Source organism: Microbacterium sp. FW305-3-2-15-F-LB2 (genome assembly GCF_058787255.1).
Genome location: NZ_JBYSZO010000001.1, coordinates 2,202,922 through 2,225,118, shown reverse-complemented (window position 1 = coordinate 2,225,118; position 22,197 = coordinate 2,202,922). Strand labels below are relative to the sequence as shown.

Sequence of the window (22,197 nt, the reverse complement as noted above, 5' to 3'; positions counted from 1 at the left end):
ATAAGGTGGGGCGGTGATCATCCTCGCGGCGACGCCCATCGGCAACCTCGGGGATGCCTCGCGCCGCCTCGTCGAGGCCCTCGAGAACGCGACGGTCGTCGCCGCCGAGGACACCCGCACCACTCAGCGTCTGCTGGCGGGACTGGGAGTCGCCAACCGGCCGCGGTTGCTCGCCCTGCACGACCACAACGAGAAGGAGCGCGCGGCCGAACTGGTCGAACTCGCCCGCGAGAACGACCTGCTGGTGCTCAGCGACGCGGGCATGCCCACCGTCAGCGATCCCGGGTACGGGCTCGTCGCGGCCGCAGCCGCGGCGGGCGTGACCGTGACGGCCCTGCCGGGTCCGAGCGCCGTCGTCACCGCGCTCGCCGTCGCGGGCCTGCCCACCGACCGGTTCGCGTTCGAGGGCTTCCCACGCCGCAAGCCCGGCGATCGGCGCCGGGCCTTCGCCGACCTCGCCGCCGAGACGCGCACCCTGGTGTTCTTCGAGTCGCCGTCGCGGCTGGCATCCACCCTCGACGATCTCGCGGCCGCGTTCGGCGCCGACCGTCCCGCCGCGGTGTGCCGCGAGCTGACGAAGCTGCACGAAGAGGTGCGCCGCGGCACGCTCGCCGAGCTCGCCGCGTGGGCGTCCGAGGGTGTGCGCGGTGAGATTGCGATCGTCGTCGGCGGTGCCTCGGCCCGCGAAGTGGCGTTCCCGGATGCCGTGACCCAGGTGCTCGAGCTCGTGCGCGGCGGCGCGCGCCTCAAAGAGGCGGCGGCGGAGGTCGCGTCGCTCACAGGGCATTCCTCGCGCGAGCTGTACCAGGCCGCTCTCGCGGTCAAGGGCTGACGCGTCACACCGACCGGAGGGCGCACCCGGCCCCCGTAGAATCCTGGGGTGACTTCCGGCCGATCCTTCTACATCACCACGCCGATCTACTACCCGAGCGACGTGCCCCACATCGGCCACGGCTACACGACCGTGGCGGTGGACGCGCTCGCGCGGTGGCACCGGCAGTCCGGTGACGACACCTGGATGCTCACCGGCACCGACGAGCACGGCCAGAAGATGATGCGCGCCGCTGCCGCGAACGGCCACACGCCCCAGGAGTGGGTCGACAAGCTCGTCAGCGAGTCGTGGTTCCCGCTGCTGAAGACGCTCGACGTCGCCAACGACGACTTCATCCGTACGAGCCAGCCGCGCCACGAGGAGCGCGTCGAGAAGTTCGTGCAGGCGCTCTACGATCGCGGCTACATCTACGCCGGAGAATTCGAGGCGCTCTACTGCGTCGGCTGCGAGGAGTTCAAGACCGAGGCGGAGATCGTCGACGGCGAGGGGCCGTTCGAGGGACTGAAGGTCTGTGCGATCCACTCCAAGCCGCTCGAGCTGCTGCAGGAGAAGAACTACTTCTTCAAGCTCAGCGAGTTCCAGGAGCCCCTGCTCGAGCTCTACCGTTCGGTGCCCGACTTCGTCCGCCCCGACTCGGCGCGCAACGAGGTCGTGTCGTTCGTGAAGAACGGTCTCAAGGACCTCTCGATCTCGCGGTCGACGTTCGACTGGGGCATTCAGGTGCCGTGGGACGACTCGCACGTCATCTACGTGTGGGTCGACGCGTTGCTGAACTACGCCACGGCGGTCGGCTACGGGAGCGACCCCGAGGAGTTCGCACGTCGCTGGCCGGCGTACCACGTGGTGGGCAAGGACATCCTGCGCTTCCACGCCGTGATCTGGCCCGCGATGCTCATGGCGGCGGGGCTCGAGGTGCCCCGCGGCGTCTTCGCGCACGGCTGGCTGCTCGTCGGCGGCGAGAAGATGTCGAAGTCCAAGCTCACCGGCATCGCGCCGACCGAGATCACCGACGTCTTCGGTTCCGACGCGTACCGCTTCTACTTCCTCTCCGCGATCGCGTTCGGTCAGGACGGGTCGTTCTCGTGGGAAGACCTCTCGGCCCGCTACCAGGCCGAACTCGCGAACGGCTTCGGCAACCTGGCATCCCGGTCGATCGCGATGATCGAGCGCTACTTCGAGGGCATCGTGCCGCCGGCGGGGGAGTACACCGACGCCGACCGCGCGATCCAGAAGACGGTCGCGGATGCCGCGACGCACGCCGACGCGGCCATCGAGCGGTTCCGCATCGACGAGGCCATCGATGCGATCTGGACGATCGTCGACGCGCTGAACCAATACATCACCGAGAACGAGCCGTGGGCGCTGGCCAAGGATGACGCCCAGCGTGAGCGCCTGGGCACGGTGCTCTACACCGCCGCCGAGGGGCTGCGGGCCCTCGCCGTCCTGCTGTCGCCGGTCATGCCGATCTCGACCGAGAAGCTGTGGATCGCGCTCGGCGCCGCCGAGAGCATCGGCCGGCTCACGGATCAGCCGCTCCGCGAGGCCGGGGCGTGGGGGGTGCTGCGTCCGGGAACGTTGGTGAACGGGCTGTCGCCGCTGTTCCCGCGCGTCGAACAGGCATGAGTACGCCTGTCGAGCGGCCCCGCGGCACGATGGAGGGCGGCGACCCGAGCCAGTACGTGCGGGAGCGTTCGGTGGACGGCCGTCGTGACGTCAGCTACCCGCCCGCACCCGAGCCGCTCGGCGTCCCGGTCTACGACAACCACACCCATCTCGAGATCGAGGACGGCGAGACCGGGCTCTCGCTCGACGAGCAGCTCGCCCGCGCTGTGGCCGTCGGCGTGCACGGCGTCGTCCAGGCCGGGGGAGACGTCGACTCGTCGCGTTGGTCGGCGTGGGCGGCCCGGCAGCACCCCCGCGTGCTCGCCGCGGTCGCGATCCACCCGAACGAGGCGCCCGCGTACGAAGCAGCCGGAGAATTGGATGCCGCCATCGCGGTCATCGACGAGCTCGCGGCCGAGCCGCGCGTGCGGGCGATCGGCGAGACGGGCCTGGACTTCTTCCGGACCGAGGCGGATGGCATCCCGGCCCAGATCCGTTCGTTCGAGGCGCACATCGCCCTCGCCAAGAAGCACGGCATCGCGATGCAGATCCACGATCGCGACGCCCACGACGCGGTTCTGGAGACGCTCGAACGCGTCGGTGCCCCCGAGAAGACGGTGTTCCACTGCTTCTCGGGCGACGCCGACATGGCGCGTATCGCCGCCGACCGCGGGTACTACCTCTCGTTCGCGGGCAACGTCACATTCAAGAACGCGCAGAACCTGCGGGACGCCCTCGCCGTGACCCCGCGCGAGCGCATCCTCGTCGAGACCGACGCGCCCTTCCTCACGCCCGTGCCCTACCGGGGACGCCCGAACGCGCCGTACCTGATCCCGGTGACGCTGCGCTTCCTCGCCGAAGAACTCGGGATGGATGCCGACGAGCTCGGAGCGCAGGTCGCGGCGAACACGCTCGAGGTCTACGGCGAGTTCTGACCGGGCGCGTGTCGCGCAGGCTCAGCGATTCGCGTCGGTTCCGCTCGTTTCGGCGGATGCCGCTGATTTTGTGCGGATTGCTGAGATTACGCCGCGGCGTTCCCGGTATGACGAAGGCCGACGCCCGAGGGGGCGCCGGCCTTCGTGTCGCTTCAGGCCTTGGTCTTGGGCTTCTTGACGAACAGCGTCTCGGTCTGCTCGAGCTCCATGCCCTTCGTCTCGGGGATCTTCCACAGGACGAACACGAACGACAGCGCGGCGAAGAACGCGTAGGCGCCGTACGTGATCGTCAGCGACCAGTCCGCGAGCGCCGGGAAGGTCCAGGACACGAGGAAGTTCGCGAGCCACTGCGCGCCAGCGGCGACGCCCAGCGCCTTGCCGCGGATGCGGCTCGGGAAGATCTCGCCGAGCAGCACCCACACCAGCGGACCCCACGAGGCGCCGAAGCCCACGACGAAGAGGTTGGCGGCCACGAGCGCGATCGGTCCCCAAGCGCCCGGGAGCGAGACGTCCTGACCCGAGCCGATGGCGAACGAGAACGCCAGAGCCATCGCGCCGAGAGAGATCGCCATGAGGGCGGAACCGACCAGCAGGAGGGGCTTCCGCCCGACGCGGTCGACCAGCCAGATCGCGATGAGGGTGACCAGCACGTTGGTGACCGAGGTGATGACGCCGATGAGGAGCGAGTTGCTCTCGTCGAATCCGACCGCCCGCCAGAGGGTGGTGGAGTAGTAGAAGATCACGTTGATGCCGACGAACTGCTGGAACACCGACAGGATGATGCCGATCCAGACGATCGGCTGGAGACCCAGCGCGGGGCCGGCCAGCGACGCGCTCTTGTTCTTGCGGTCGCTCTCGATCCCGCTGACGAGGTCGTTGACGGTCTTCTCGAGATCGGCCGGCGGAACCAGCCGGGCGAAGATCTCGCGCGCCTCGTCGGTGCGTCCTCGAGCCAGGAGGAAGCGGGGCGACTCGGGCATCGTGAAGGCGAGGAAGCCGTAGACGGCGGCCGGGATGACACCGATGAGGAACATCCAGCGCCAGGCATCCAGGCCCCACCAGAGCATGTTGTCGGCGCTGCCGCCGGCAGCGGACACGAGGAGCGCGTTGCTCAGGAGCGCAGCGAAGATGCCGAGTGTGATCGCGAGCTGCTGCAGCGAGGCGAGGCTTCCGCGGATCTGCCGCGGGGCGACCTCGGCGATGTAGGCCGGGGCGACCACCGAGGCGATACCGATCCCCAGGCCGCCCAGTACACGCCAGACGATGAGGTCGGGGACGCTGAAGGTCAGCGCCGAACCGATCGAGGAGATCAGGAAGAGCGCGCTGCCGACCATCATGACCTTGAGGCGGCCGAACCGGTCGGACAGGGCGCCCGCGACGATCGCGCCGATGGCACACCCGATGAGGGCGATGGCGACGACGAATCCGGTGAGGATCGGTTCCTTGGTGTAGTCGGACTCGATCGAGCGGACCGCACCGTTGATCACCGACGAGTCGAACCCGAACAGGAATCCGCCGACCGCCGCAGCGATCGAGAGGACGACGGCCCGCCGCCCATAGGGGCCGCGGAGGGTATAGGCGTTGGCGGGTATCGACTGCGTCTGGCTCACCCGCCCACGTTACTGCCCCTCGACCCTTGGGGCGCGGCGACTGGCGGTCGCCCTGGCTACAGTGGAACAATGCCCGTTTCGCTCCTCGGTGCCGCCGAGATCCGCCGGCTCGCCGCCGACCTCGACGTCACACCGACGAAGAAACTGGGCCAGAACTTCGTCGTCGACGCCAACACGGTGCGCAAGATCGTGCAGGCCGCGCGTGTCGAGGCATCCGATCGGGTCGTCGAGATCGGGCCCGGACTCGGGTCGCTGACGCTGGCGATCCTGGAGACGGGGGCCTCCGTGGTCGCCGTCGAGATCGATCACCGACTCGCCGCGCGGCTTCCCGAGACCGCCGCCGCCCATGACGTGCCCGCCGAGCGACTCACCGTCATCGACGCCGACGCCCTGCAGGTGAACGAGCTCCCCGGTGAGCCCGAGGTGCTCGTCGCGAACCTGCCCTACAACGTCTCGGTTCCCGTGCTGCTGCATTTCCTCGAGACGTTCCCGTTCCTACAGCGCGGCGTCGTCATGGTGCAGGCCGAGGTGGGGGAGCGCCTCGCGGCCCCGCCCGGGTCGAAGGTCTACGGTGCCCCGAGCGTGAAGGCCGCCTGGCACGGCCCGTGGCGCCTGGCCGGCACCGTCTCGCGCCAGGTCTTCTGGCCGGTCCCCAACGTCGACAGCGTGCTCGTCGGTTTTCAGCGGGATGCCGAGATCCGCGGCGACGAGGATCTTCGCCGTCGCACATTCAGGATCGTGGATGCCGCCTTCCAGCAGCGGCGCAAGATGCTGCGGCAGGCGCTGTCGAGCGTGCTGGGTGGGTCGGCTGCCGCGGCGTCGGAAGCGCTGCAGCGCGCCGGCATCGATCCGACTCTCCGCGGCGAGCAACTGTCGATCGATGATTTCGTGCGGATCGCCGCCCTTCCCGACGCCTGACTCCCGCGCTTCACTCGGACATCCACGGGTCGGAGCGGCCGCGCGTCCGGGCGAATTCTCGACGTGTTCATCATGCGTTCGTGAAACATGTCTGTAACATTTCAGCCCAACCGGGAGCATCACGCCGGGCAGAGGTCGCACCCGACGACCCGAAGGGAACGAGATGCGCTACGCCGAACATCCGCGTGCAGAACGTGTGCTGTTGCACCTGAGCGACACCCACCTGCGAGCGGGGGGATCGCCGCTGTACGACCGGGTCGACTCGGAAGCACATCTCGCGGAGGCGGTCGCCGCGATCGAGGCATCCGGGGTCCGTCCGGACGGGCTGATCTTCACCGGAGACCTCGCGGACTTCGGTGAGGCCGACGCCTACGAGCGCGTGCGGGCCATCGTCGAGCCCGCCGCCGACCGCCTCGGCGCGCCCGTCATCTGGGTCATGGGCAACCACGACGACCGCGCGACGTTCCGCTCGCACCTCCTCCCCGCGGAGATCGGCGACCCCACGGCGCCGGTCGACCGGGTCGATGAACTCAACGGCCTGCGGGTCGTGACCCTCGACACCTCGGTCCCCGGACACCACCACGGCGAAGTGAGCGCCGCACAGCGCGACTGGCTCGCTGACGTGCTGTCGGTCCCCGCACCCCTCGGCACGATCCTCGCGATGCACCATCCGCCGGTGCCGAGCGTGCTCGATCTCGCCGCGACCGTCGAACTCCGCGACCAGCGGCTCCTCGCCGACGTCCTTCGCGGAAGCGACGTGCGCACGATCCTCGCGGGACACCTGCACTACTCGACGTTCGCGACCTTCGCGGGCATCCCCGTGTCGGTCGCATCCGCCACGTGCTACACGCAGGACCTGATGGTGCCCGTCGGCGGCACGCGGCCGCAGGACGGCGCGCAGGGCTTCAACATCGTGCACGTCTACGACGAGACGATCGTCCACTCGGTCGTGCCCGTGGGTTCTGCGGAAGTCCTGCAGTACGTCGACGCCGCCGAGTCGCAGGAGCGTCTGCGGTCGGCCGGTATCGTCGTGCCGGCCGCGGGGGCACTCAGCGGGCGGGTGTCGCCGCCGACGACGCCGCTGCCGATCCTGCGCTGACGGCATCCCTCTCCCACGGCGCAGCCACGGGGAAGTAGCGCTCGAGGCACGCGCGGAGGGCCGGCACCCGGACCTCCTCGGGGATCTCGGGCACGCTGCCATCATTGAGGCAGAACATGTCCGTGTCGCGGCCGGTGACGAGGCGTTCCATGCGGCGGAGGGAGTCGAGCTGCGTGGTCTGCACGTAGCGCGTACGCGGCTCGGTCGTGATGACCGCACGTCCGGTCGCCAGTGCGTAGTAGTGGTAGAGGCTGTTGGTCACGGAGATGTCGGTGGCGGAGCGGAAGCGGCTCGCCGCCGTCCGGGCGTAGTCCTCGGCGAACTCGCGCTCGAGCTCGTACGCGACCGAGCGTCGCAGGGGGGTCGCGCAGTGTTCGAGGTCGAGCGTGATGACGCGGCCGAAGCGCTCCTTGAGGAGCGCACGGTTCACTCGCAGGCCGTTGTCGTGTCCCGAACGGTCGACGTGCGCGGGACCGCTGCCGATGCGGATGCCGCTCTCGACGAAGCGGGTGATGCCGGCGCCGCTGAAGAACAGCTCCGGCGTGACGGGACGGCCGAAGAACATGTCGTCGTTGCTGTACAGGAAGTGCTCGGCGAGCCCCGGGATGCGGTGCAGCTGCGCCTCGACGGCGTGCGAGTTGTGCGTGGGCAGCACCGACGGGTCGGCGAAGAACTCCTCGCTGCGTACGATCGTGACCTTCGGGTGGTCCGCGAGCCACTCCGGCGTGGGGGAGTCGGTCGCGATGAAGATGCGGCGCACCCACGGCGCATACATGTGGACGCTGCGCAGCGCGTAGCGCAGCTCGTCGACCTGACGGTAGCGGGCGGCGTTGTCGTCGCCGTCCCCGACGACGTACCCCTTCATGCGAGCCGCGCGCTGGCGCTGGAACTCGCTGGACGATCCGTCCACCCACGAGAAGACCATGTCGACGTCTTCGGTGAACTCGTTCGGGTGCGGGTCGAACATGCCGGCGACCGTCCGCCAGCGACGCCCGTAGCGCTCGATCTCCACGACGTCGAGGTCGGCTGCGGCGAAGGTGCGACGCGTCAGAGCGCTGGGGCGCGGGGCCTCGATGGTCCGTGCGCCGAAGCGCCACAGCTCGAGGCGCGGCGCGAGCGCGGCGCCGTACCGGTACGACCCCTCGACCGAGGTACGGGGACGGAAGACGGCGTAGGCCTCTACCGCGTTGCGGCTGGGGGTCACGCTGTGGGCGGGCACCGGCTCCTCGCCGCGGGCCTTGAGGTAGACGGGACCGAGCTCCGGGTCGCGCAACGCCGCGAGTGCGGCCTCGGCGTGCGCGGTGTCGACGACGAGCTTGGGGCGGCGGTTGGCATCCCGAACCAGCATGACCTCGACGCCCGCGGCCTCGATCGCAGCCGCGACCGTGAGGAGGTCGTCGCGCTCGGCCTCGGTCGGGGTGCGGGTGTCGTCGACGATGTGCAGGATGCCGTCGACCATGCGGATGTCCGTCCGGGAGAGGAGGGCGCGCCAGGGGTCGGTCTCGACAGAAAGGGGGACCATCGATCGCATACTGTGCCTCCTCGGGGGATGTGGGGACGGTTCGTTCACCGTAGGGAGCCGGCGTTACGTCCGCGTTTCGGCGACGGCGCCGAACGGCGGTGAGTGGGGCGCTACTGTCGAAGAGTGACTGAGATCGCCCGTTCCAGACTGGCCGCCGTCGACCCGTCGCTCACGGGCCGGGCGACTTCCGTCCGACGTTCCAGTTTCGCACACGAAGCGACGTTTCGGGTCGAGCGGGCCCGCCCATGAGCGCCCCCTCGACAGCCCCGGTGCGCGTGCGCGCGCCAGGGAAGATCAACGTGTTCCTCGAGGTCGGGGATGTCGGCGACGACGGCTATCACGACGTCGCGACCGCCTATCAGGCCGTCTCGCTCTACGAGGAGATCACCGCCGTTCCCGCCGAGGGTTTCACGATCGAGATCGCCGCGACGTCGACGGTGGACGTCGAGGGCGTTCCCACCGACGAGAGCAATCTCGCCCTTCGCGCCGCCCGCATGCTCGCGCGGGTCGGCGGGGTGACCGACGGCGCCCACCTCACGGTGCGCAAGTCCGTGCCGGTGGCGGGGGGGATGGGCGGCGGCTCCGCCGATGCCGCGGCCGCCCTCGTGGCGTGCGACGCGCTCTGGGGTCTCGGGATGCCGACGGCCGACCTGGCGCGTCTCGCTGCGCAGCTGGGCGCCGACGTGCCGTTCGCCCTTCTCGGCGGAACCGCGATCGGCACCGGCCGCGGCGATGAGCTGAGTCCGGCTCTGGCCTCGGGACGCTTCCACTGGGTCCTCGTGCCGAACGACCGCGGCCTGTCGACGCCGGTGGTCTACGGCGAACTGGACGCGCACCGCGCACGCCACGCGGTGGACATCGGTCCCGCGCCGCGTGTTCCCGCCGTCGATCCCGACGTGCTGCACGCGATTCGGCAGGGCGACTCCCGCATGCTCGCGGCGACCGTGCGCAACGACCTCCAGGCCCCCGCCCTGCACCTGCGTCCGGATCTCGCGCGCGTCCTCGAGCGCGGCGAACGCTCGGGTGCGCTGGCGGGACTGGTGTCGGGCTCAGGACCGACTCTCGCGTTCCTGGCCGCCGACGAGACCGCGGCGATCGACCTGCAGGTCACGCTGAGCGCGGACGGATACACCGCGCTGCACGTGCACGGCCCCGTCTCGGGCGCGCGTGTGGTCTGACCGCTCCGCACCATAGCCCAGGTCGTCACACGGGGCAATCTTGCGTTTCGTGTCGGTACCCCTCACTAGCCTCGATCGAGGTGGTAATCCACCGGCGGGCGCCGTGCCCCCGAACGGCCACGAAAGGGGAATTCCCATGAAGGCAGTACTCGACGGCGTGGTGATCGCCGAAGCCGACCGCACCGATCTCGTCTCCATCGAAGGCAACTGGTACTTCCCGCCGAGCGCGATCCGCGAAGGTGCGCTTTCTCAGAGCCCGACCCCGTACACCTGCCCGTGGAAGGGTGCGGCCCAGTACTGGAACATCGCCCTCGACGGCGTCGATCTGACCGACGGGGCGTGGTCCTACCCCGACCTGCGTCCGGGCGCGGTCGACCGAGTGGGAACGGACTTTTCGGGATACGTGGCCTTCGACCGGAAGGTCGTGGTCTCCGACTGAGTCGGGTACGCGCATGATCGAGTTCTCGACCGTCTCGAAGGTCTTCCCCGGCGGCACCCGCGCCGTCGACGACTTCAGCCTCGTCATCCCGTCCCGCAAGACGACCGTCTTCGTGGGGTCGTCGGGCTGCGGCAAGACCACCCTGCTCCGCATGATCAATCGCATGGTCGAGCCCTCCGCCGGCACGATCGCGATCGACGGCGACGACATCGCCGCGCAGCCGCCCGTGCAGCTGCGCCGACGGATCGGCTACGTCATGCAGAACTCGGGACTGCTGCCGCACTTCACCGTGGCCGAGAACATCGCCACCGTGCCGGTGCTGCAGGGGGAGAACCGCAAGAAGGCTCGCACCCGTGCTCTCGAACTCATGGAGACGGTCGGGCTCGACACCTCGATGGCCGACCGGTACCCGAGCCAGCTCTCGGGTGGTCAGCAGCAGCGCGTCGGCGTCGCGCGCGGCCTCGCCGCCGACCCCAACATCCTGCTCATGGACGAGCCGTTCGGCGCCGTCGACCCCATCGTGCGCGACGAGCTCCAGCAGGAACTCATCCGGCTGCAGAGCGACATCGGCAAGACGATCGTCTTCGTCACCCACGACATCGACGAGGCGTTCCTCCTCGGCGACCAGGTCGTGCTGCTGGAAAAAGGTGCGCACATCGCGCAGGTGGGTGCGCCGAGCGAGATCATCGAGAAGCCCGCGAGCGACTTCGTCGCCAGCTTCATCGGCGCGGTCAAGGGCAAGCGCGCCCTGCACCTGAAGACCACCGATCGCGGCACGGTCGTCGTGGATGCCGAGGGCCGCACGCAGGGTGCTCTCGTGGAGGAGCCGCGCCCGTGACCTGGGTCCTCAACAACCTCGGCCTCATCGGTGAGTTGACGGTGTCGCACCTCCGCCAGAGCCTCATCGCGCTCGTGGCGGGATTCGTCCTCAGCATCCCGCTCGGGTGGGTGGCGTGGCGCTACCGACTGGTGCGCAGCAGTGTGATCACGATCACCGGGCTGCTGTACACCATCCCGTCGCTGGCCCTGCTCATCCTGATGCCGGTCGTCACCGGCTGGTATTCGATCGTGAGCGAGACGAACCTGATCGTCGCGCTCGCCATCTACGCCGTGGCCATCCTCGTGCGCGCGGTCGCCGACGGCCTCGACTCGGTCGACGCGGGTGTCCGACAGGCATCGACCGCGCTCGGATACGGGTCGTTCCGCCGCTTCTGGGCGGTCGAGTTCCCGCTCGCCGGGCCGGTGATCCTCGCGGGGCTCCGCGTCGCCTCGGCGAGCACGATCGCCCTGGCGACGGTCGGCATCCTGGTCGGCATCCAGAACATCGGATACCTCTTCACCAACGGTCTGCAGCGCCGGATCATCCCCGAAGTCTTCACGGGGGTGCTCGCCGTCGTGGTCATCGCGCTGGTCATCGACCTGCTGCTCGTTATCGCGGGCCGCCTGCTCATGCCCTGGACGCGCAGCATGAAGACCGTCTCGCGCCAGGCCAACCGGACGTTGGTGAAGGCATGAATCTCTTCGGCGAAGCGATCGCCTGGATCTTCTCCGGCAACCCGGGGACGGGTTTCGACTCCATCCCCGCCGCGATCGGCGTGCAGTTGCTCTACACCCTCGTCTCCGTCGTCGTGGCCGGGGCCATTGCCATCCCGCTCGGGTGGTACATCGGCCACACCGGCAAGGGGCGCGAGACCGCCGTCGCCATCTCGGGCGCGGCGCGCGCCATCCCGTCGTTCGGTCTGCTCATCCTGCTGACGTTGTTGCTCGGCGTGCTTCACAAACCCGAGGCCGCCGTCATCTCCTTCGTGGTCCTGGCGATCCCATCGCTGCTGGCCGGCGCGTACACCGGGTTCGAAGCCATCGACCGTCGCGTCATCGACGCGGGACGTGCCATGGGGATGACCGAGGCGCAGATCCTGTGGCGCATCGAAGTTCCGCTCGGTCTGCCGCTCCTGGTCGGCGGCATCCGCGCCGCGACCCTGCAGGTGCTCGCGACCGTCACGATCGCCGCCTACATCGGTTTGGGCGGGCTCGGGCAGTACATCATCGCTGCGATCCCGTTGCGACGGTTCGACATCCTGATCGGTGGCGCCATCCTGGTCGCGGTCCTAGCGCTCGTGATCGACGGCCTGTTCGCCCTCCTCCAGCACCTCGTCGTGCCGCGCGGAATCCGGGCCGCGGGTGCCGCGTCGCCGCGGAGCCGGTCTGCGCGCGAGCGTCGCGCCGAGGCGATCGCGGTCGGAGCGCCCACCGCGCCCGCGACCACTCCATGACCCACCCGAATCCCACCACCAGAAAGAGGAACCCATGTTCACAGCACGAACTCGCAAGGGTCTCGGCGTCCTCGCCGGGCTCGCGGTCGCCTCGCTCGCCCTCGCCGGTTGCGGCGCCTCGAGCGACCCCCTGAGCAACAACGGCGGTGACGCCAGCGCGTCGTCCGACGAGATCGTCGTCGGTTCGCAGGCGTACTTCTCGAACGAGATCATCGCCGAGATCTACGCCCAGGCGCTTGAGAACTCCGGCCTCACGGTCAAGCGTCAGTTCCAGATCGGTCAGCGCGACGCCTACATCCCGCTGCTCGAGGACGGCACCGTCACCGTGTTCCCGGAGTACAGCGGCAACCTGCTGCAGTTCTTCGACAAGGAGACCACGGCCCGCACCGCGGATGAGGTCTACGCCGCTCTGCCCGCCGCGCTTCCCGAGGGCCTCGAGGTGCTCGACCAGTCGACGGCCACCGACCAGGACTCGTACACCGTCACCGCCGCGTTCGCTCAGGCCAACGGCCTCAAGACGATCGCCGACCTCTCGAAGGTCACCACCGGTCTGACCCTCGGCGGTAACGCCGAGCTGGCCGAGCGTCCCTACGGCCCGCAGGGCCTGAAGTCGACCTACGGCGTCGACGTGCAGTTCTCGCCCACCGGCGAGACCACGGTCGACGACCTCGTCGCCGGCACCATCCAGGTCGCGAACGTCTACACCGCCGACCCGCGGATCCAGACCGACGACCTGGTGACCCTGGAAGACCCCGAGGGCCTGTTCCTGGCCTCGAACGTCGTTCCCGTCGTCAACTCGAGCGTCGCTTCGCAGGTGTCCGACGTCCTGAACAAGGTCTCCGCCGCCCTCACCCCCGAGGGTCTCGTGGAACTGAACGTGAAGTCGACCGTCGACCAGCAGTCGTCGGCCGACATCGCGAAGGCCTGGCTCGCCGACAACAACCTCTGAGCCGTCGCCACACCAGCGGGGCCGTCCGGAATCTCCGGGCGGCCCCGCTGCGCGCGTACCGCCCTCCCCCCGGGGACCGCCGAGACTTCATCGCGCCGACATCTCCCTTGCAGGCTGCAGGGGCTTTGTCGGCGCAATGAAGTCTCGCGGGCAAAGGGAGTCGGCATCCCTTGCCCCTGCGGTGCCCGCCCGGCGGGGGCGGTCGGCGCCGTTCGCTGGGACGGGAACCGCGAGACTTCATCGCGCCGACATCTCCCTTGCAGGCTGCGAGGGCCTTGTCGGCGGGATGAAGTCTCGCGGAGGCCACCGACGCACAGAGGGGCCCGTACGCCGGACGCGGGCGGACCGACCGGCCCGGGCCGCGTAGCCTGGGACGGATATGGCACATCTGCTCGGGGGCGAAGCCCTGCACCTGGAATACCCGACCAAGGTCGTGTTCGACTCCGTCTCGCTCGGCGTGAACGAGGGCGACCGCATCGGCATCGTCGGCCGCAACGGCGACGGCAAGTCGAGCCTGCTCGGCATGCTCGCCGGCATCCGTGAGCCCGACGGCGGGCGCGTGACGGTGCGCGGCGGGGTCACGGTCGGCGTCCTCGATCAGCAGGACACGCTCGACGACGACGACACGATCGGGCACGCGGTCGTCGGCGACCGGCCCGAGCACGAGTGGGCGGGTGACGCGCGCACGCGCGACGTCATCGCGGGCCTGCTCGGCGACCTGCCGTGGGACGCCCGCCTCGGCGAACTGTCCGGGGGCCAGCGCCGACGCGTCGCGCTCGCGCGGCTGCTCTCGGGCGACTGGGACGTGCTGTTCCTCGACGAGCCGACCAACCACCTCGACGTCGAGGCGATCACGTGGCTGGCCGGCCACCTCAAGAAGCGGTGGGCGCCCAACGCCGGCGGGCTGCTGGTCGTGACCCACGACCGCTGGTTCCTCGACGAGGTGTGCAACACCACGTGGGAGGTCCACGACCGCCTCGTCGAGCCCTTCGAGGGCGGATACGCGGCGTACATCCTGCAGCGTGTCGAGCGCGATCGTCAGGCGGCCACGATCGAGCAGCGCCGTCAGAATCTCGCCCGCAAGGAGCTGGCCTGGCTGCGCCGCGGGGCCCCCGCCCGCACGTCCAAGCCGAAGTTCCGTATCGACGCGGCGAACGAGCTCATCTCGGACGTGCCCGAGATCCGCGACCGCGTCGCCCTGCAGTCGCTCGCCGTCGCGCGCCTCGGCAAGGACGTCGTCGACCTCCTCGACGCCGGCGTGACCTACGGCGAGCACACGGTTCTCCGCGACGTGGAGTGGCGCATCGCGCCGGGGGAGCGCACCGGCATCCTGGGCGTGAACGGCGCCGGCAAGTCGACGCTGCTCGGACTCGTCTCGGGAACCGTCGAGCCGACGACGGGCCGCGTCAAGCGCGGCAAGACCGTCAAGGTCGCGACCCTCACCCAGCGCCTCGACGAGCTCGAGCAGCACATGAACGACCCGGTGCGGGTCGTGATCGCCGGGCTCCGCACGACCTACACGTTCGGTGCGGGCTCCAAGGCGCAGGAGTTGACGCCCGGCCAGCTGCTGGAACGTCTCGGATTCTCCAGCGCCCAGCTCTCGACGCCCGTCAAAGACCTGTCGGGCGGGCAGAAGCGGCGTCTGCAGCTGCTGCTGATCCTCCTCGACCAGCCCAACGTGCTGATTCTCGACGAGCCGACCAACGACCTCGACACCGACATGCTCGCGGCCATGGAAGACCTGCTCGACTCGTGGTCGGGCACTCTCATCGTGGTCTCGCACGACAGGTACTTCCTCGAGCGCGTCACCGATCAGCAGTTCGCGATCCTCGACGCCAAGCTTCGTCACCTCCCCGGCGGGGTCGACGAGTATCTGCGCCTGCGGGCGATCCAGGATGCCGAACCCCAGAAGTCGACCGCGACCGGGGCCGTGGCATCCGCCGGTCTGCAGGGTGCCGACCTTCGGGCCGCGCAGAAGGAGGCCTCAGCCACCGAGCGGAAGATCGAGAAGCTGCAGGCGCAGATCGACCGGGCGAAGGCGGCCCTCGCCGACCACGACCAGGCTGATTACGTCGGGCTCGGGAAGGAGATGCAGCGCATCTCCGACTGGGAGTCCGAGCGAGACGAGCTGGAGATGCGCTGGTTCGAACTCACCGAGGCGATCGGCTGAGCACCGCGTCCGGCGTCAGTGGAAGCCGTACTCGAGGGCCACGATGAACAGCCCGAGCATGGCGGTGGCCAGCGCCCCGAGGATCCGCGCGAAGAAGGGGGCGCGGCGACTCTGGAACGCGTGGTAGCCCAGGATGGCGAGCACGATGAATGCCGCGAGCATGCAGTAGTCCACCGCGTCGGAGATCGTCGCCCCGGCGACATCGCAGATCACCAGCACGAGGATCGACGGCACCGAGGCGTAGAGCATCCCGGCGCCGTGGCGTAGCGCGTTCCTCGTCGCCGCGCGGAAGCCGTGCTCGGAGTGCTCGGTGAGCGTGTGCGCGAAGACGTGGGCGATGAAGAAGATGATCAGGCTCGCGATGGATGTCGCGAGCATGTCGTCGATGCTTTCGGCGTGGTCCTCGGCGATCGTCACGAACGCGGTGAAGACGATCAGGCCGTAGATCGCGGCAGGCGAGCGGAAGCGCACATCGAACCACGCGACGATGCGACGCCAGGTCGAGGTCGGTTGGACCGGGGCGCTCACGCGTCGAACCCCAGACTGAGCTTGCGCAGCAGGGTCGCCAGACGCTCGCGGTCACCGCGGGACAGGCTCTCCAGCAGCAGGGCCTCGGCATCGACGAGGCGGGTGATCGCGGCGTCCACGCGCACGCGACCGTCGTCTGTGAGGGTCACCAGGATGCTCCGTCCGTCGCCGGGGTCGGCTTCGCGTCTGACGAACCGGCGGGCGACGAGCCGGTCGATGCGATTGGTCATGGTTCCGCTGGACACGAGTGTCTGCTGCAGCAACTGCTTCGGGCTGAGCTGGTAGGGCTCGCCGGCGCGGCGGAGCGCCGAGAGCACGTCCCACTCCCACGATTCGATGTCGCTGCGACGAAACGCCTCTTTGCGGGCGATGTCGAGGTGTCGGGAGAGACGCGCGACGCGGGAGAGCACTTCGAGCGGCGAGAAATCGAGGTCGGGTCGTTGGCGCACCCACGCCTCGACGATGCGATCGACTTCGTCGCTGTCCCGGCTCACGACTTCATTATGTCGACAACGTCCCCCCGTCGCGGTCTGGCAGACTTGACCGGTGCCCGCGGGCACGGTCCGCCGTGGTGTAACGGCAGCACGACAGCCTTTGGAGCTGTTAGGTCTAGGTTCGAATCCTGGCGGCGGAGCATGACCTCATCGACCGAGCTCGCCGTCATCGTCCTGGCCGCGGGTCAAGGCACCCGCATGCGATCGCGCATCCCGAAGATCCTGCACGCGGTGGGCGGTCGCCCGCTCGTCGGACACGTGCTCGACACCGCGGCATCCCTCGATCCGTCCCGCATCGTCGTCGTCGTCCGGCACGAGCGCGACCTCGTGGCCGAGACGGTCACCGAGCTCGCTCCGGGTGTCGTCATCGTCGATCAGGACGAGATCCCCGGCACGGGACGTGCGGTCGAGGCCGCGCTCACGGCCCTCGAGGGCTTCGTGGGCGACGTGCTGGTGCTGAGCGGCGACGTCCCGCTGTTGGAGTCGCACACGCTCACCGAGCTCATCGAGACGCACCGGTCCGGCGGCACGGCCGTGACCCTCCTCACCGCCCGCGTCGACGACCCGAGGGGGTACGGTCGCGTGATCCGTGACGACGTCGACGGCGTGCGGCGCATCGTGGAGCAGAAGGATGCCACGGCTGAAGAGGCCGCGGTCACCGAGATCAACGTCGGCGTCTACGTCTTCCAGGCCACGCCGCTGCGCGACCAGCTCGGCCGCGTGGGCACCGCGAACGCCCAGGGGGAGAAGTACCTCACGGACGTCGTCGCGCTGCTGCGCGAGGCAGAACTGGGGGTCGCGGCATCCGTCACGGGCGACGCCGCAGCGGCGCTCGGCGTGAACGACCGCATCCAGCTGTCCGAGGCGGGACGCACGCTCAACGCGCGCACCGTCCGGTACTGGCAGCGCGAGGGCGTCACGGTGATCGACCCGGCCACGACGTGGATCGACGTCACCGCCGTCCTCGCACCGGATGTCACGCTCCTCCCCAACACGCACGTGCGCGGGGCCACGGTGATCGCCGCCGGCGCCACGGTCGGCCCCGACACGAGCCTGGTCGACTGCGAGGTGGGCGAGGATGCCACGATCACCCGCACCGACGCGACGCTCGCGGTCGTCGAAGCCGGCGCCACCGTCGGCCCGTTCGCGTACCTTCGGGCCAACGCACGGGTCGGGGTCAACGGCAAGGTCGGCACGTTCGTCGAGGTGAAGAACTCCTCGATCGGCGAGGGCAGCAAGGTCCCGCACCTGTCGTACATCGGTGACACCGAGATCGGACGCCACGTCAATCTCGGTGCCGGTGCGATCACCGCCAACTACGACGACATCACCAAGCACCGCACCGTGATCGGCGACGAGGTGCACAGCGGCTCGCACAACGTCTTCGTCGCGCCGGTTACGATTGGGGATGGCGCCAAGACCGGTGCCGGCGCGGTGATCCGCAAGGACGTTCCCGCCGGTGCCCTGGCACTCAGCGTTGCACCCCAGCGGAACATCGAGGGGTGGGTCGAGAAGAATCGACCGGGCACCGGTGCGGCGGACGTCGCCGCGCGGGCCCGGGGTGAACAGGAAGCGCGCGATGGCTCGTAAGAAGAACCGTGTAGATCTCGACCGCGACAACGACATCGCCCCCGGGCTCGTCGCCAAGACCAAGAAGCGCCTCGTCGTCGCCTCGGGTCGTTCGCACCCCGATCTGGCATCCGAGGTCGTCCGGCACCTCGGCACCGAGCTCGCCCCGACTGAGCACCGCACCTTCGCGTCGGGTGAGATCTACACGCGCTTCGAGGTCTCGATCCGCGGGTGCGATGTCTTCGTCGTGCAGTCGTTCGGTCCGCCCGTCAACGAGTGGCTCATGGAGCTGTTGATCATGCTCGACGCGCTCAAGCGCGCGTCGGCCAAGCGCATCACGGTCGTCGCCCCGTACTTCCCGTATTCGCGACAGGACAAGAAGGGCCGCGGCCGCGAGCCCATCAGCGCCCGCCTCGTCGCTGATCTGCTCAAGACCGCGGGTGCCGACCGCATCATGAGCGTCGACCTCCACGCGGCGCAGATCCAGGGCTTCTTCGACGGCCCGGTCGACCACCTGTTCGCCAAGCCCGTGCTGCTGGAGCACTTCGAGCAGGGACTCTCGGCAGAAGACCGTGAGACCCTCACCGTCGTGTCGCCCGACATGGGCCGCGTGCGCGTCGCCGACACGTGGTCGGACAGTCTCGGCGCCCCGCTCGCGATCATCCACAAGCGTCGCGACCCGAAGGTCGCCAACCAGGTCTCGGTGCACGAGATCGTCGGTGACGTGAACGGGCGCACGTGTCTCCTCGTGGACGACATGATCGACACCGGCGGCACGATCCAGAAGGCCGCCCAAGCGCTCAAGGCGAGCGGTGCCCGCAAGGTCATCGTGGCTGCCACTCACGCGATCTTCAGCGACCCCGCCACCGAGCGACTGCAGGACCCCGCGATCGACGAGGTCGTGGTCACCGACACCATCCCGTTGCCGCCCGAGCGCCGCTTCGAGCGCCTGACGGTGCTGCCCATCGCCCCGCTGCTGGCGCGCGCGATCCACGAGGTCTTCGAGGACGGCTCGGTCACGAGCATGTTCGGCGGCGACGCCTGAGGTTCATGGTCGGTTCATAGGTTCGGTGAGGGCTGAACCAGGTCCGGTTCGGGATCGTGTCTTCATGGTGAGCACGACCGCTCCGCGAGGCACGACCGAAAGAGGACCCTCATGATCCGCACGACCGCCGTCCCCCGCCCGGTTCGCATCGGCACCGCCCTGTTGGGCGTCGCCGGCATGGTGACCCTCGCCGGCTGCTCCGGGGGGAACACCGACGCCGCCGCGCCGGTCGAGTCGGCGTCGGCGCCGGTCGCGTCGTCCGCCCCGAGCGCGAGCTCTGCGGCCGGCGGCTCGTCGTCCGGCGTGTACGCCGACGGTACTTACGAGGCCACGGGCCAGTACTCCACGCCCGAGAGCGTCGAGACGGTGGACGTGACCGTGACCATCGCCGGCGACACGGTGACCGACGTCGAGGTGACCGGCGACCCGCAGGCCGCGGAGTCGCGCCGTTATCAGAGCGAGTTCATCGGCGGGATCAAGGACGAGGTCGTCGGCAAGAAGGTCGACGAGATCTCGGTCAGCAAGGTCGCAGGATCCTCGCTCACCAGCGGCGGCTTCATGAAGGCCCTCGATTCGATCAAGTCCGAGGCGAAGGCCTGATCCCATGACCGCGGTGACCGCGACCGGTTCGGTGTGGACGTTCGAGGCGATCGGCACCGCCTGGGCGATCGAGACGGAGACCCCGCTGTCCTCGGCGACCCGCGGAGCGGTCGGGGCCGTCGTCGAGGCGTTCGACCGGGAGTGGTCGCGGTTTCGGGACGATTCGCTGGTCTCCGCTCTCGCCGAGGGGCGGGCGGCATCCCTTCACGCCCCCGTGGATACGGATGCCATGCTGGCCCTGTACGACGAGCTCGACGTCGCCACCCGCGGGGCGGTGAACCCGCTCGTCGGAGACGCTCTCGCCCGCCTCGGCTACGACGCGCGGCTGACGCTCGCGCCGTGGGGGACGCCGGAACCCGCTCCGGACTGGCGCGACGTCGTGACGTGGGGGGATGGCATCCTGTCGCTGTCGCGCCCGGCGACGCTCGACGTCGGCGCGCTCGGCAAGGGGAGACTGGTCGATCGCGTGCTCGCGACGGTCCTGGCAGACGTCGACGGCGACGTGATCGTCGACGGCTCGGGCGACCTCGCCGTCCGCGGTGCGCCCGTCCGCATCGGTTTGGAGCACCCGTACGACCCCACTCGCGCGATCGGCGTGGTCGAGGTGCGGGATGCGGCTCTGTGCGCGTCCGCGATCACGCGTCGAGCGTGGGGGGAGGGGCTGCATCACGTGCTCGATGCCCGCACGGGAGCGCCGGTGCGCGCGTACGCGGCGACGTGGGCGATGGCCGACACGGCCATGCGGGCCGACGGTCTGGCCACCGCGCTGTTCTTCGACGGCGGTCCCGAGCTCGCGGCCGCGTGGGGCGCCTCCTGGGTGCGCATGCGCACCGACGGCCGCGTGGAGTGGTCACCCGGATTCGAGGGAGAGATCTTCTGATGAGTGCGACCCTGACCGCGGGATTCACCCGCGTCCGCGGCCTTCTCGGCCGCGTCTCGATGTACCGGCTCGTGCTGGCCTCACTGGGGCTGCTCACGATCATCGCCCTCGCGCTGGCGTTCGCGGGCCTCGTCGTCCCCGACCCGCTCGAGCTCGTCGTGAGCGCCGTGGTGCTCGCGGCCGCGTGCGTCGGCACCGACCTCGTGGCGCAGAGCGTGCTCCGGATGCCACGGCGTCTGGAGTCTTCGCTCATCACCGCCGCGATCCTCCTCTTCGTGGTGCGCCCGACCGTGGAGCCACTCGGTCTCGTCGGGCTGGTTCTCGCGGGCGTCGCGGCATCCCTGTCGAAGTACGTGCTCGCTTGGCGGGGCCGGCACATCTTCAATCCCGCCGCCACGGGCGCCGCCGTGCTCACGATCGTGAGCGTGTGGGCCCCCGACCTGGGGGTGTCCGCGTGGTGGGTGGGTTCGCCGTGGCTGGCCGGCCCCGTGCTGGTGCTCGGCGTGCTGCTGCTGGCCCGCACCGACCGGCTCGCCGTCGTCGCCGTGTTCTGGGTGGTGGCTGCCCTCGTGGCGTTCGTTCGCACGACGGTGCAGTTCCAGTCCGCGGGCTTCCCCGTCGATGTTCCCGCCGTCCTGTTGCAGGTGGCGTTCTCGTCGCCGTTCCTGTTCCTCGGTGCGTTCATGCTGTCCGAGCCCCTGACGCTGCCGCCGCGCCGGCGCCAGCAGTTCGTGGTGGCGCTGGTGGTCGGCGTGCTCGCCGGCTGGCCGATCGCCGTCGGTGACATCACCCTCGGCCAGGAGCGGGCGCTGCTGATCGGCAACCTCGTGGCGTTCCTGTTCTGCCTGCGCGCCGCTGTGCGCCTCCGTCTGGAGGGCCGGCGCGACCTGACGCCGACCGTGCGGGAGCTGACGTTCCACGCCGCCCGATCGTTCTCCTTCTCGCCCGGGCAGTACCTCGAGCTCGACGTTCCGCACCGCCGCCCCGACGCCCGCGGCACGCGGCGAGAGTTCTCGATCGCGTCGGCGCCCGAGGATCTGCCCACGGTGCGCATCGCGTTCAAGGACGGCTCCCAGTCGTCGTACAAGCGGGCGTTGGCCGAGGTGCCGATCGGCGGCACGCTCGCCGTCACGGGGGTCTGGGGAGATTTCGTGCTGCCGTCCCGCCCGACCTCACCCGTGCTCCTCGTCGCGGCCGGGATCGGCGTGACGCCGTTCGTGTCGCAGCTGCGCCACCTCGCGGCCACCGGCCAGCGTCGCGACGTCGTGCTCGTGTACGTCGTGTCGGAGGCAAGTGAGTTGGCGTTCCGCGACGACCTTGCGGCCAGCGGCATCCCGGTCGTGGTGTTCTCGCGGGACGAGCCGCGCGATCTGCCCGGCGGGTGGACGTGGGCGGGACCCGATCGCGTGGATGCCGGGGCGCTCCTGCGTGCCGTTCCCGACCTGGCCGAGCGCGCCGCGTACGTGTCGGGCCCACCGCGGCTGATCTCGACCCTCGCCCCGGCACTGGCGAAGGCGAAGTCGCTCACGACGGACGCGTTCGCGGGGTACTGAC

Annotated in this window: 21 protein-coding genes and 1 tRNA gene; 18 read left to right on the top strand and 4 right to left on the bottom strand. The window is 69.7% G+C overall.

Annotation, left to right across the window (positions count from 1 at the left end; all coding sequences use genetic code 11):
* Positions 1 to 13 precede the first annotated feature (13 nt).
* The 3 genes from rsmI to AC3WLZ_RS10805 are packed head-to-tail and all read left to right on the top strand — an operon-like array spanning position 14 to position 3,369.
* Positions 14 to 832: a 16S rRNA (cytidine(1402)-2'-O)-methyltransferase gene (rsmI, locus tag AC3WLZ_RS10815; RefSeq protein ID WP_412924950.1), complete on the top strand. Its 819-nt coding sequence runs from the start codon at positions 14 to 16 to the stop codon at positions 830 to 832.
* 48 nt (positions 833 to 880) lie between these two features.
* Positions 881 to 2,455 (top strand): methionine--tRNA ligase, encoded by a 1,575-nt coding sequence (metG, locus tag AC3WLZ_RS10810; RefSeq protein WP_492470024.1) that lies wholly within the window; start codon positions 881 to 883, stop codon positions 2,453 to 2,455.
* A complete protein-coding gene (locus AC3WLZ_RS10805; protein WP_492470023.1) occupies positions 2,452 to 3,369 on the top strand; it encodes a TatD family hydrolase in 918 nt (305 codons plus the stop codon). The genes metG and AC3WLZ_RS10805 overlap by 4 nt, the downstream gene beginning before the upstream one ends.
* Before the next feature lie 152 nt (positions 3,370 to 3,521).
* Here AC3WLZ_RS10805 and AC3WLZ_RS10800 read toward each other — a convergent pair whose 3' ends face one another.
* Positions 3,522 to 4,979 carry a sugar porter family MFS transporter gene (locus AC3WLZ_RS10800; protein ID WP_492470022.1) on the bottom strand — a complete coding sequence of 486 codons (1,458 nt, stop codon included), beginning with the start codon at positions 4,977 to 4,979 and terminating at the stop codon, positions 3,522 to 3,524.
* 69 nt (positions 4,980 to 5,048) lie between these two features.
* Here AC3WLZ_RS10800 and rsmA point away from each other — a divergent pair, with 69 nt between their 5' ends.
* Together rsmA and AC3WLZ_RS10790 are read left to right on the top strand one after the other, a co-directional pair.
* Positions 5,049 to 5,897 (top strand): 16S rRNA (adenine(1518)-N(6)/adenine(1519)-N(6))-dimethyltransferase RsmA, encoded by an 849-nt coding sequence (gene rsmA / locus AC3WLZ_RS10795; RefSeq protein WP_492470021.1) that lies wholly within the window; start codon positions 5,049 to 5,051, stop codon positions 5,895 to 5,897.
* Between the two features lie 163 nt (positions 5,898 to 6,060).
* On the top strand, positions 6,061 to 6,996 hold the full coding sequence (locus AC3WLZ_RS10790; RefSeq protein WP_412924945.1) for a phosphodiesterase: 936 nt from the start codon (positions 6,061 to 6,063) through the stop codon (positions 6,994 to 6,996).
* On the opposite strand, the gene AC3WLZ_RS10785 is transcribed toward AC3WLZ_RS10790, so the two are convergent.
* Complete coding sequence (locus AC3WLZ_RS10785) at positions 6,947 to 8,527, bottom strand: stealth family protein (protein WP_492470020.1); 1,581 nt, start codon at positions 8,525 to 8,527, stop codon at positions 6,947 to 6,949. The two genes, AC3WLZ_RS10790 and AC3WLZ_RS10785, sit on opposite strands and share 50 nt — an antisense overlap.
* 236 nt (positions 8,528 to 8,763) lie before the next feature.
* Between AC3WLZ_RS10785 and AC3WLZ_RS10780 the strand changes: the two genes are divergently transcribed.
* The 7 genes from AC3WLZ_RS10780 (at position 8,764) to AC3WLZ_RS10750 (ending at position 15,527) form a co-directional block, all read left to right on the top strand.
* Positions 8,764 to 9,696 carry a 4-(cytidine 5'-diphospho)-2-C-methyl-D-erythritol kinase gene (locus tag AC3WLZ_RS10780; protein WP_492470019.1) on the top strand — a complete coding sequence of 311 codons (933 nt, stop codon included), beginning with the start codon at positions 8,764 to 8,766 and terminating at the stop codon, positions 9,694 to 9,696.
* A 136-nt stretch (positions 9,697 to 9,832) separates the two neighbouring features.
* On the top strand, positions 9,833 to 10,135 hold the full coding sequence (locus AC3WLZ_RS10775) for a DUF427 domain-containing protein (protein WP_412924942.1): 303 nt from the start codon (positions 9,833 to 9,835) through the stop codon (positions 10,133 to 10,135).
* Positions 10,136 to 10,148: 13 nt separating this feature from the next.
* Complete coding sequence (locus tag AC3WLZ_RS10770; RefSeq protein WP_412924941.1) at positions 10,149 to 10,973, top strand: ABC transporter ATP-binding protein; 825 nt, start codon at positions 10,149 to 10,151, stop codon at positions 10,971 to 10,973.
* Positions 10,970 to 11,650 (top strand): ABC transporter permease, encoded by a 681-nt coding sequence (locus AC3WLZ_RS10765; RefSeq protein WP_492470018.1) that lies wholly within the window; start codon positions 10,970 to 10,972, stop codon positions 11,648 to 11,650. The genes AC3WLZ_RS10770 and AC3WLZ_RS10765 overlap by 4 nt, the downstream gene beginning before the upstream one ends.
* Positions 11,647 to 12,408 (top strand): ABC transporter permease, encoded by a 762-nt coding sequence (locus AC3WLZ_RS10760; RefSeq protein ID WP_492470017.1) that lies wholly within the window; start codon positions 11,647 to 11,649, stop codon positions 12,406 to 12,408. Before AC3WLZ_RS10765 ends, AC3WLZ_RS10760 begins: the two co-directional genes overlap by 4 nt.
* 34 nt (positions 12,409 to 12,442) lie before the next feature.
* Positions 12,443 to 13,357 carry an ABC transporter substrate-binding protein gene (locus AC3WLZ_RS10755; RefSeq protein ID WP_412924938.1) on the top strand — a complete coding sequence of 305 codons (915 nt, stop codon included), beginning with the start codon at positions 12,443 to 12,445 and terminating at the stop codon, positions 13,355 to 13,357.
* A gap of 379 nt (positions 13,358 to 13,736) precedes the next feature.
* Positions 13,737 to 15,527 carry an ABC-F family ATP-binding cassette domain-containing protein gene (locus AC3WLZ_RS10750; protein ID WP_492470016.1) on the top strand — a complete coding sequence of 597 codons (1,791 nt, stop codon included), beginning with the start codon at positions 13,737 to 13,739 and terminating at the stop codon, positions 15,525 to 15,527.
* Positions 15,528 to 15,542: 15 nt separating this feature from the next.
* Here AC3WLZ_RS10750 and AC3WLZ_RS10745 read toward each other — a convergent pair whose 3' ends face one another.
* Together AC3WLZ_RS10745 and AC3WLZ_RS10740 are read right to left on the bottom strand one after the other, a co-directional pair.
* Complete coding sequence (locus AC3WLZ_RS10745) at positions 15,543 to 16,055, bottom strand: hypothetical protein (RefSeq protein ID WP_412924936.1); 513 nt, start codon at positions 16,053 to 16,055, stop codon at positions 15,543 to 15,545.
* Positions 16,052 to 16,549, bottom strand: a complete 498-nt coding sequence (locus AC3WLZ_RS10740; RefSeq protein ID WP_412924935.1) for a MarR family winged helix-turn-helix transcriptional regulator — start codon at positions 16,547 to 16,549, stop codon at positions 16,052 to 16,054. Before AC3WLZ_RS10740 ends, AC3WLZ_RS10745 begins: the two co-directional genes overlap by 4 nt.
* Before the next feature lie 68 nt (positions 16,550 to 16,617).
* Here AC3WLZ_RS10740 and AC3WLZ_RS10735 point away from each other — a divergent pair.
* From AC3WLZ_RS10735 to AC3WLZ_RS10710, 6 genes are all read left to right on the top strand, one after another.
* A tRNA-Gln gene (locus AC3WLZ_RS10735) sits at positions 16,618 to 16,689 on the top strand.
* A 1-nt stretch (position 16,690) separates the two neighbouring features.
* Entirely contained in the window at positions 16,691 to 18,139 is a 1,449-nt protein-coding gene (gene glmU, locus AC3WLZ_RS10730) for a bifunctional UDP-N-acetylglucosamine diphosphorylase/glucosamine-1-phosphate N-acetyltransferase GlmU (protein WP_412924934.1), read from the top strand.
* Positions 18,129 to 19,163 (top strand): ribose-phosphate diphosphokinase, encoded by a 1,035-nt coding sequence (locus tag AC3WLZ_RS10725; protein ID WP_412924933.1) that lies wholly within the window; start codon positions 18,129 to 18,131, stop codon positions 19,161 to 19,163. Before glmU ends, AC3WLZ_RS10725 begins: the two co-directional genes overlap by 11 nt.
* Positions 19,164 to 19,274: 111 nt before the next feature.
* Positions 19,275 to 19,763 carry an FMN-binding protein gene (locus AC3WLZ_RS10720; protein WP_412924932.1) on the top strand — a complete coding sequence of 163 codons (489 nt, stop codon included), beginning with the start codon at positions 19,275 to 19,277 and terminating at the stop codon, positions 19,761 to 19,763.
* Positions 19,764 to 19,767: 4 nt separating this feature from the next.
* Complete coding sequence (locus tag AC3WLZ_RS10715; protein ID WP_492470015.1) at positions 19,768 to 20,643, top strand: FAD:protein FMN transferase; 876 nt, start codon at positions 19,768 to 19,770, stop codon at positions 20,641 to 20,643.
* A complete protein-coding gene (locus AC3WLZ_RS10710) occupies positions 20,643 to 22,196 on the top strand; it encodes an FAD-dependent oxidoreductase (RefSeq protein ID WP_492470014.1) in 1,554 nt (517 codons plus the stop codon). The genes AC3WLZ_RS10715 and AC3WLZ_RS10710 overlap by 1 nt, the downstream gene beginning before the upstream one ends.
* Position 22,197: the final 1 nt, after the last annotated feature.

Bases quoted from the DNA above. Each gene is read 5' to 3' on its own strand.
- AC3WLZ_RS10805 (WP_492470023.1), top strand. From the start codon at position 2,452: ATGAGTACGCCTGTCGAGCGGCCCCGCGGCACGATGGAGGGCGGCGAC.
- rsmA (WP_492470021.1), top strand. From the start codon at position 5,049: ATGCCCGTTTCGCTCCTCGGTGCCGCCGAGATCCGCCGGCTCGCCGCC.
- AC3WLZ_RS10790 (WP_412924945.1), top strand. From the start codon at position 6,061: ATGCGCTACGCCGAACATCCGCGTGCAGAACGTGTGCTGTTGCACCTG.
- AC3WLZ_RS10785 (WP_492470020.1), bottom strand. From the start codon at position 8,527: ATGCGATCGATGGTCCCCCTTTCTGTCGAGACCGACCCCTGGCGCGCC.
- AC3WLZ_RS10780 (WP_492470019.1), top strand. From the start codon at position 8,764: ATGAGCGCCCCCTCGACAGCCCCGGTGCGCGTGCGCGCGCCAGGGAAG.
- AC3WLZ_RS10775 (WP_412924942.1), top strand. From the start codon at position 9,833: ATGAAGGCAGTACTCGACGGCGTGGTGATCGCCGAAGCCGACCGCACC.
- AC3WLZ_RS10770 (WP_412924941.1), top strand. From the start codon at position 10,149: ATGATCGAGTTCTCGACCGTCTCGAAGGTCTTCCCCGGCGGCACCCGC.
- AC3WLZ_RS10760 (WP_492470017.1), top strand. From the start codon at position 11,647: ATGAATCTCTTCGGCGAAGCGATCGCCTGGATCTTCTCCGGCAACCCG.
- AC3WLZ_RS10755 (WP_412924938.1), top strand. From the start codon at position 12,443: ATGTTCACAGCACGAACTCGCAAGGGTCTCGGCGTCCTCGCCGGGCTC.
- AC3WLZ_RS10750 (WP_492470016.1), top strand. From the start codon at position 13,737: ATGGCACATCTGCTCGGGGGCGAAGCCCTGCACCTGGAATACCCGACC.
- glmU (WP_412924934.1), top strand. From the start codon at position 16,691: ATGACCTCATCGACCGAGCTCGCCGTCATCGTCCTGGCCGCGGGTCAA.
- AC3WLZ_RS10725 (WP_412924933.1), top strand. From the start codon at position 18,129: ATGGCTCGTAAGAAGAACCGTGTAGATCTCGACCGCGACAACGACATC.
- AC3WLZ_RS10720 (WP_412924932.1), top strand. From the start codon at position 19,275: ATGATCCGCACGACCGCCGTCCCCCGCCCGGTTCGCATCGGCACCGCC.
- AC3WLZ_RS10715 (WP_492470015.1), top strand. From the start codon at position 19,768: ATGACCGCGGTGACCGCGACCGGTTCGGTGTGGACGTTCGAGGCGATC.
- AC3WLZ_RS10710 (WP_492470014.1), top strand. From the start codon at position 20,643: ATGAGTGCGACCCTGACCGCGGGATTCACCCGCGTCCGCGGCCTTCTC.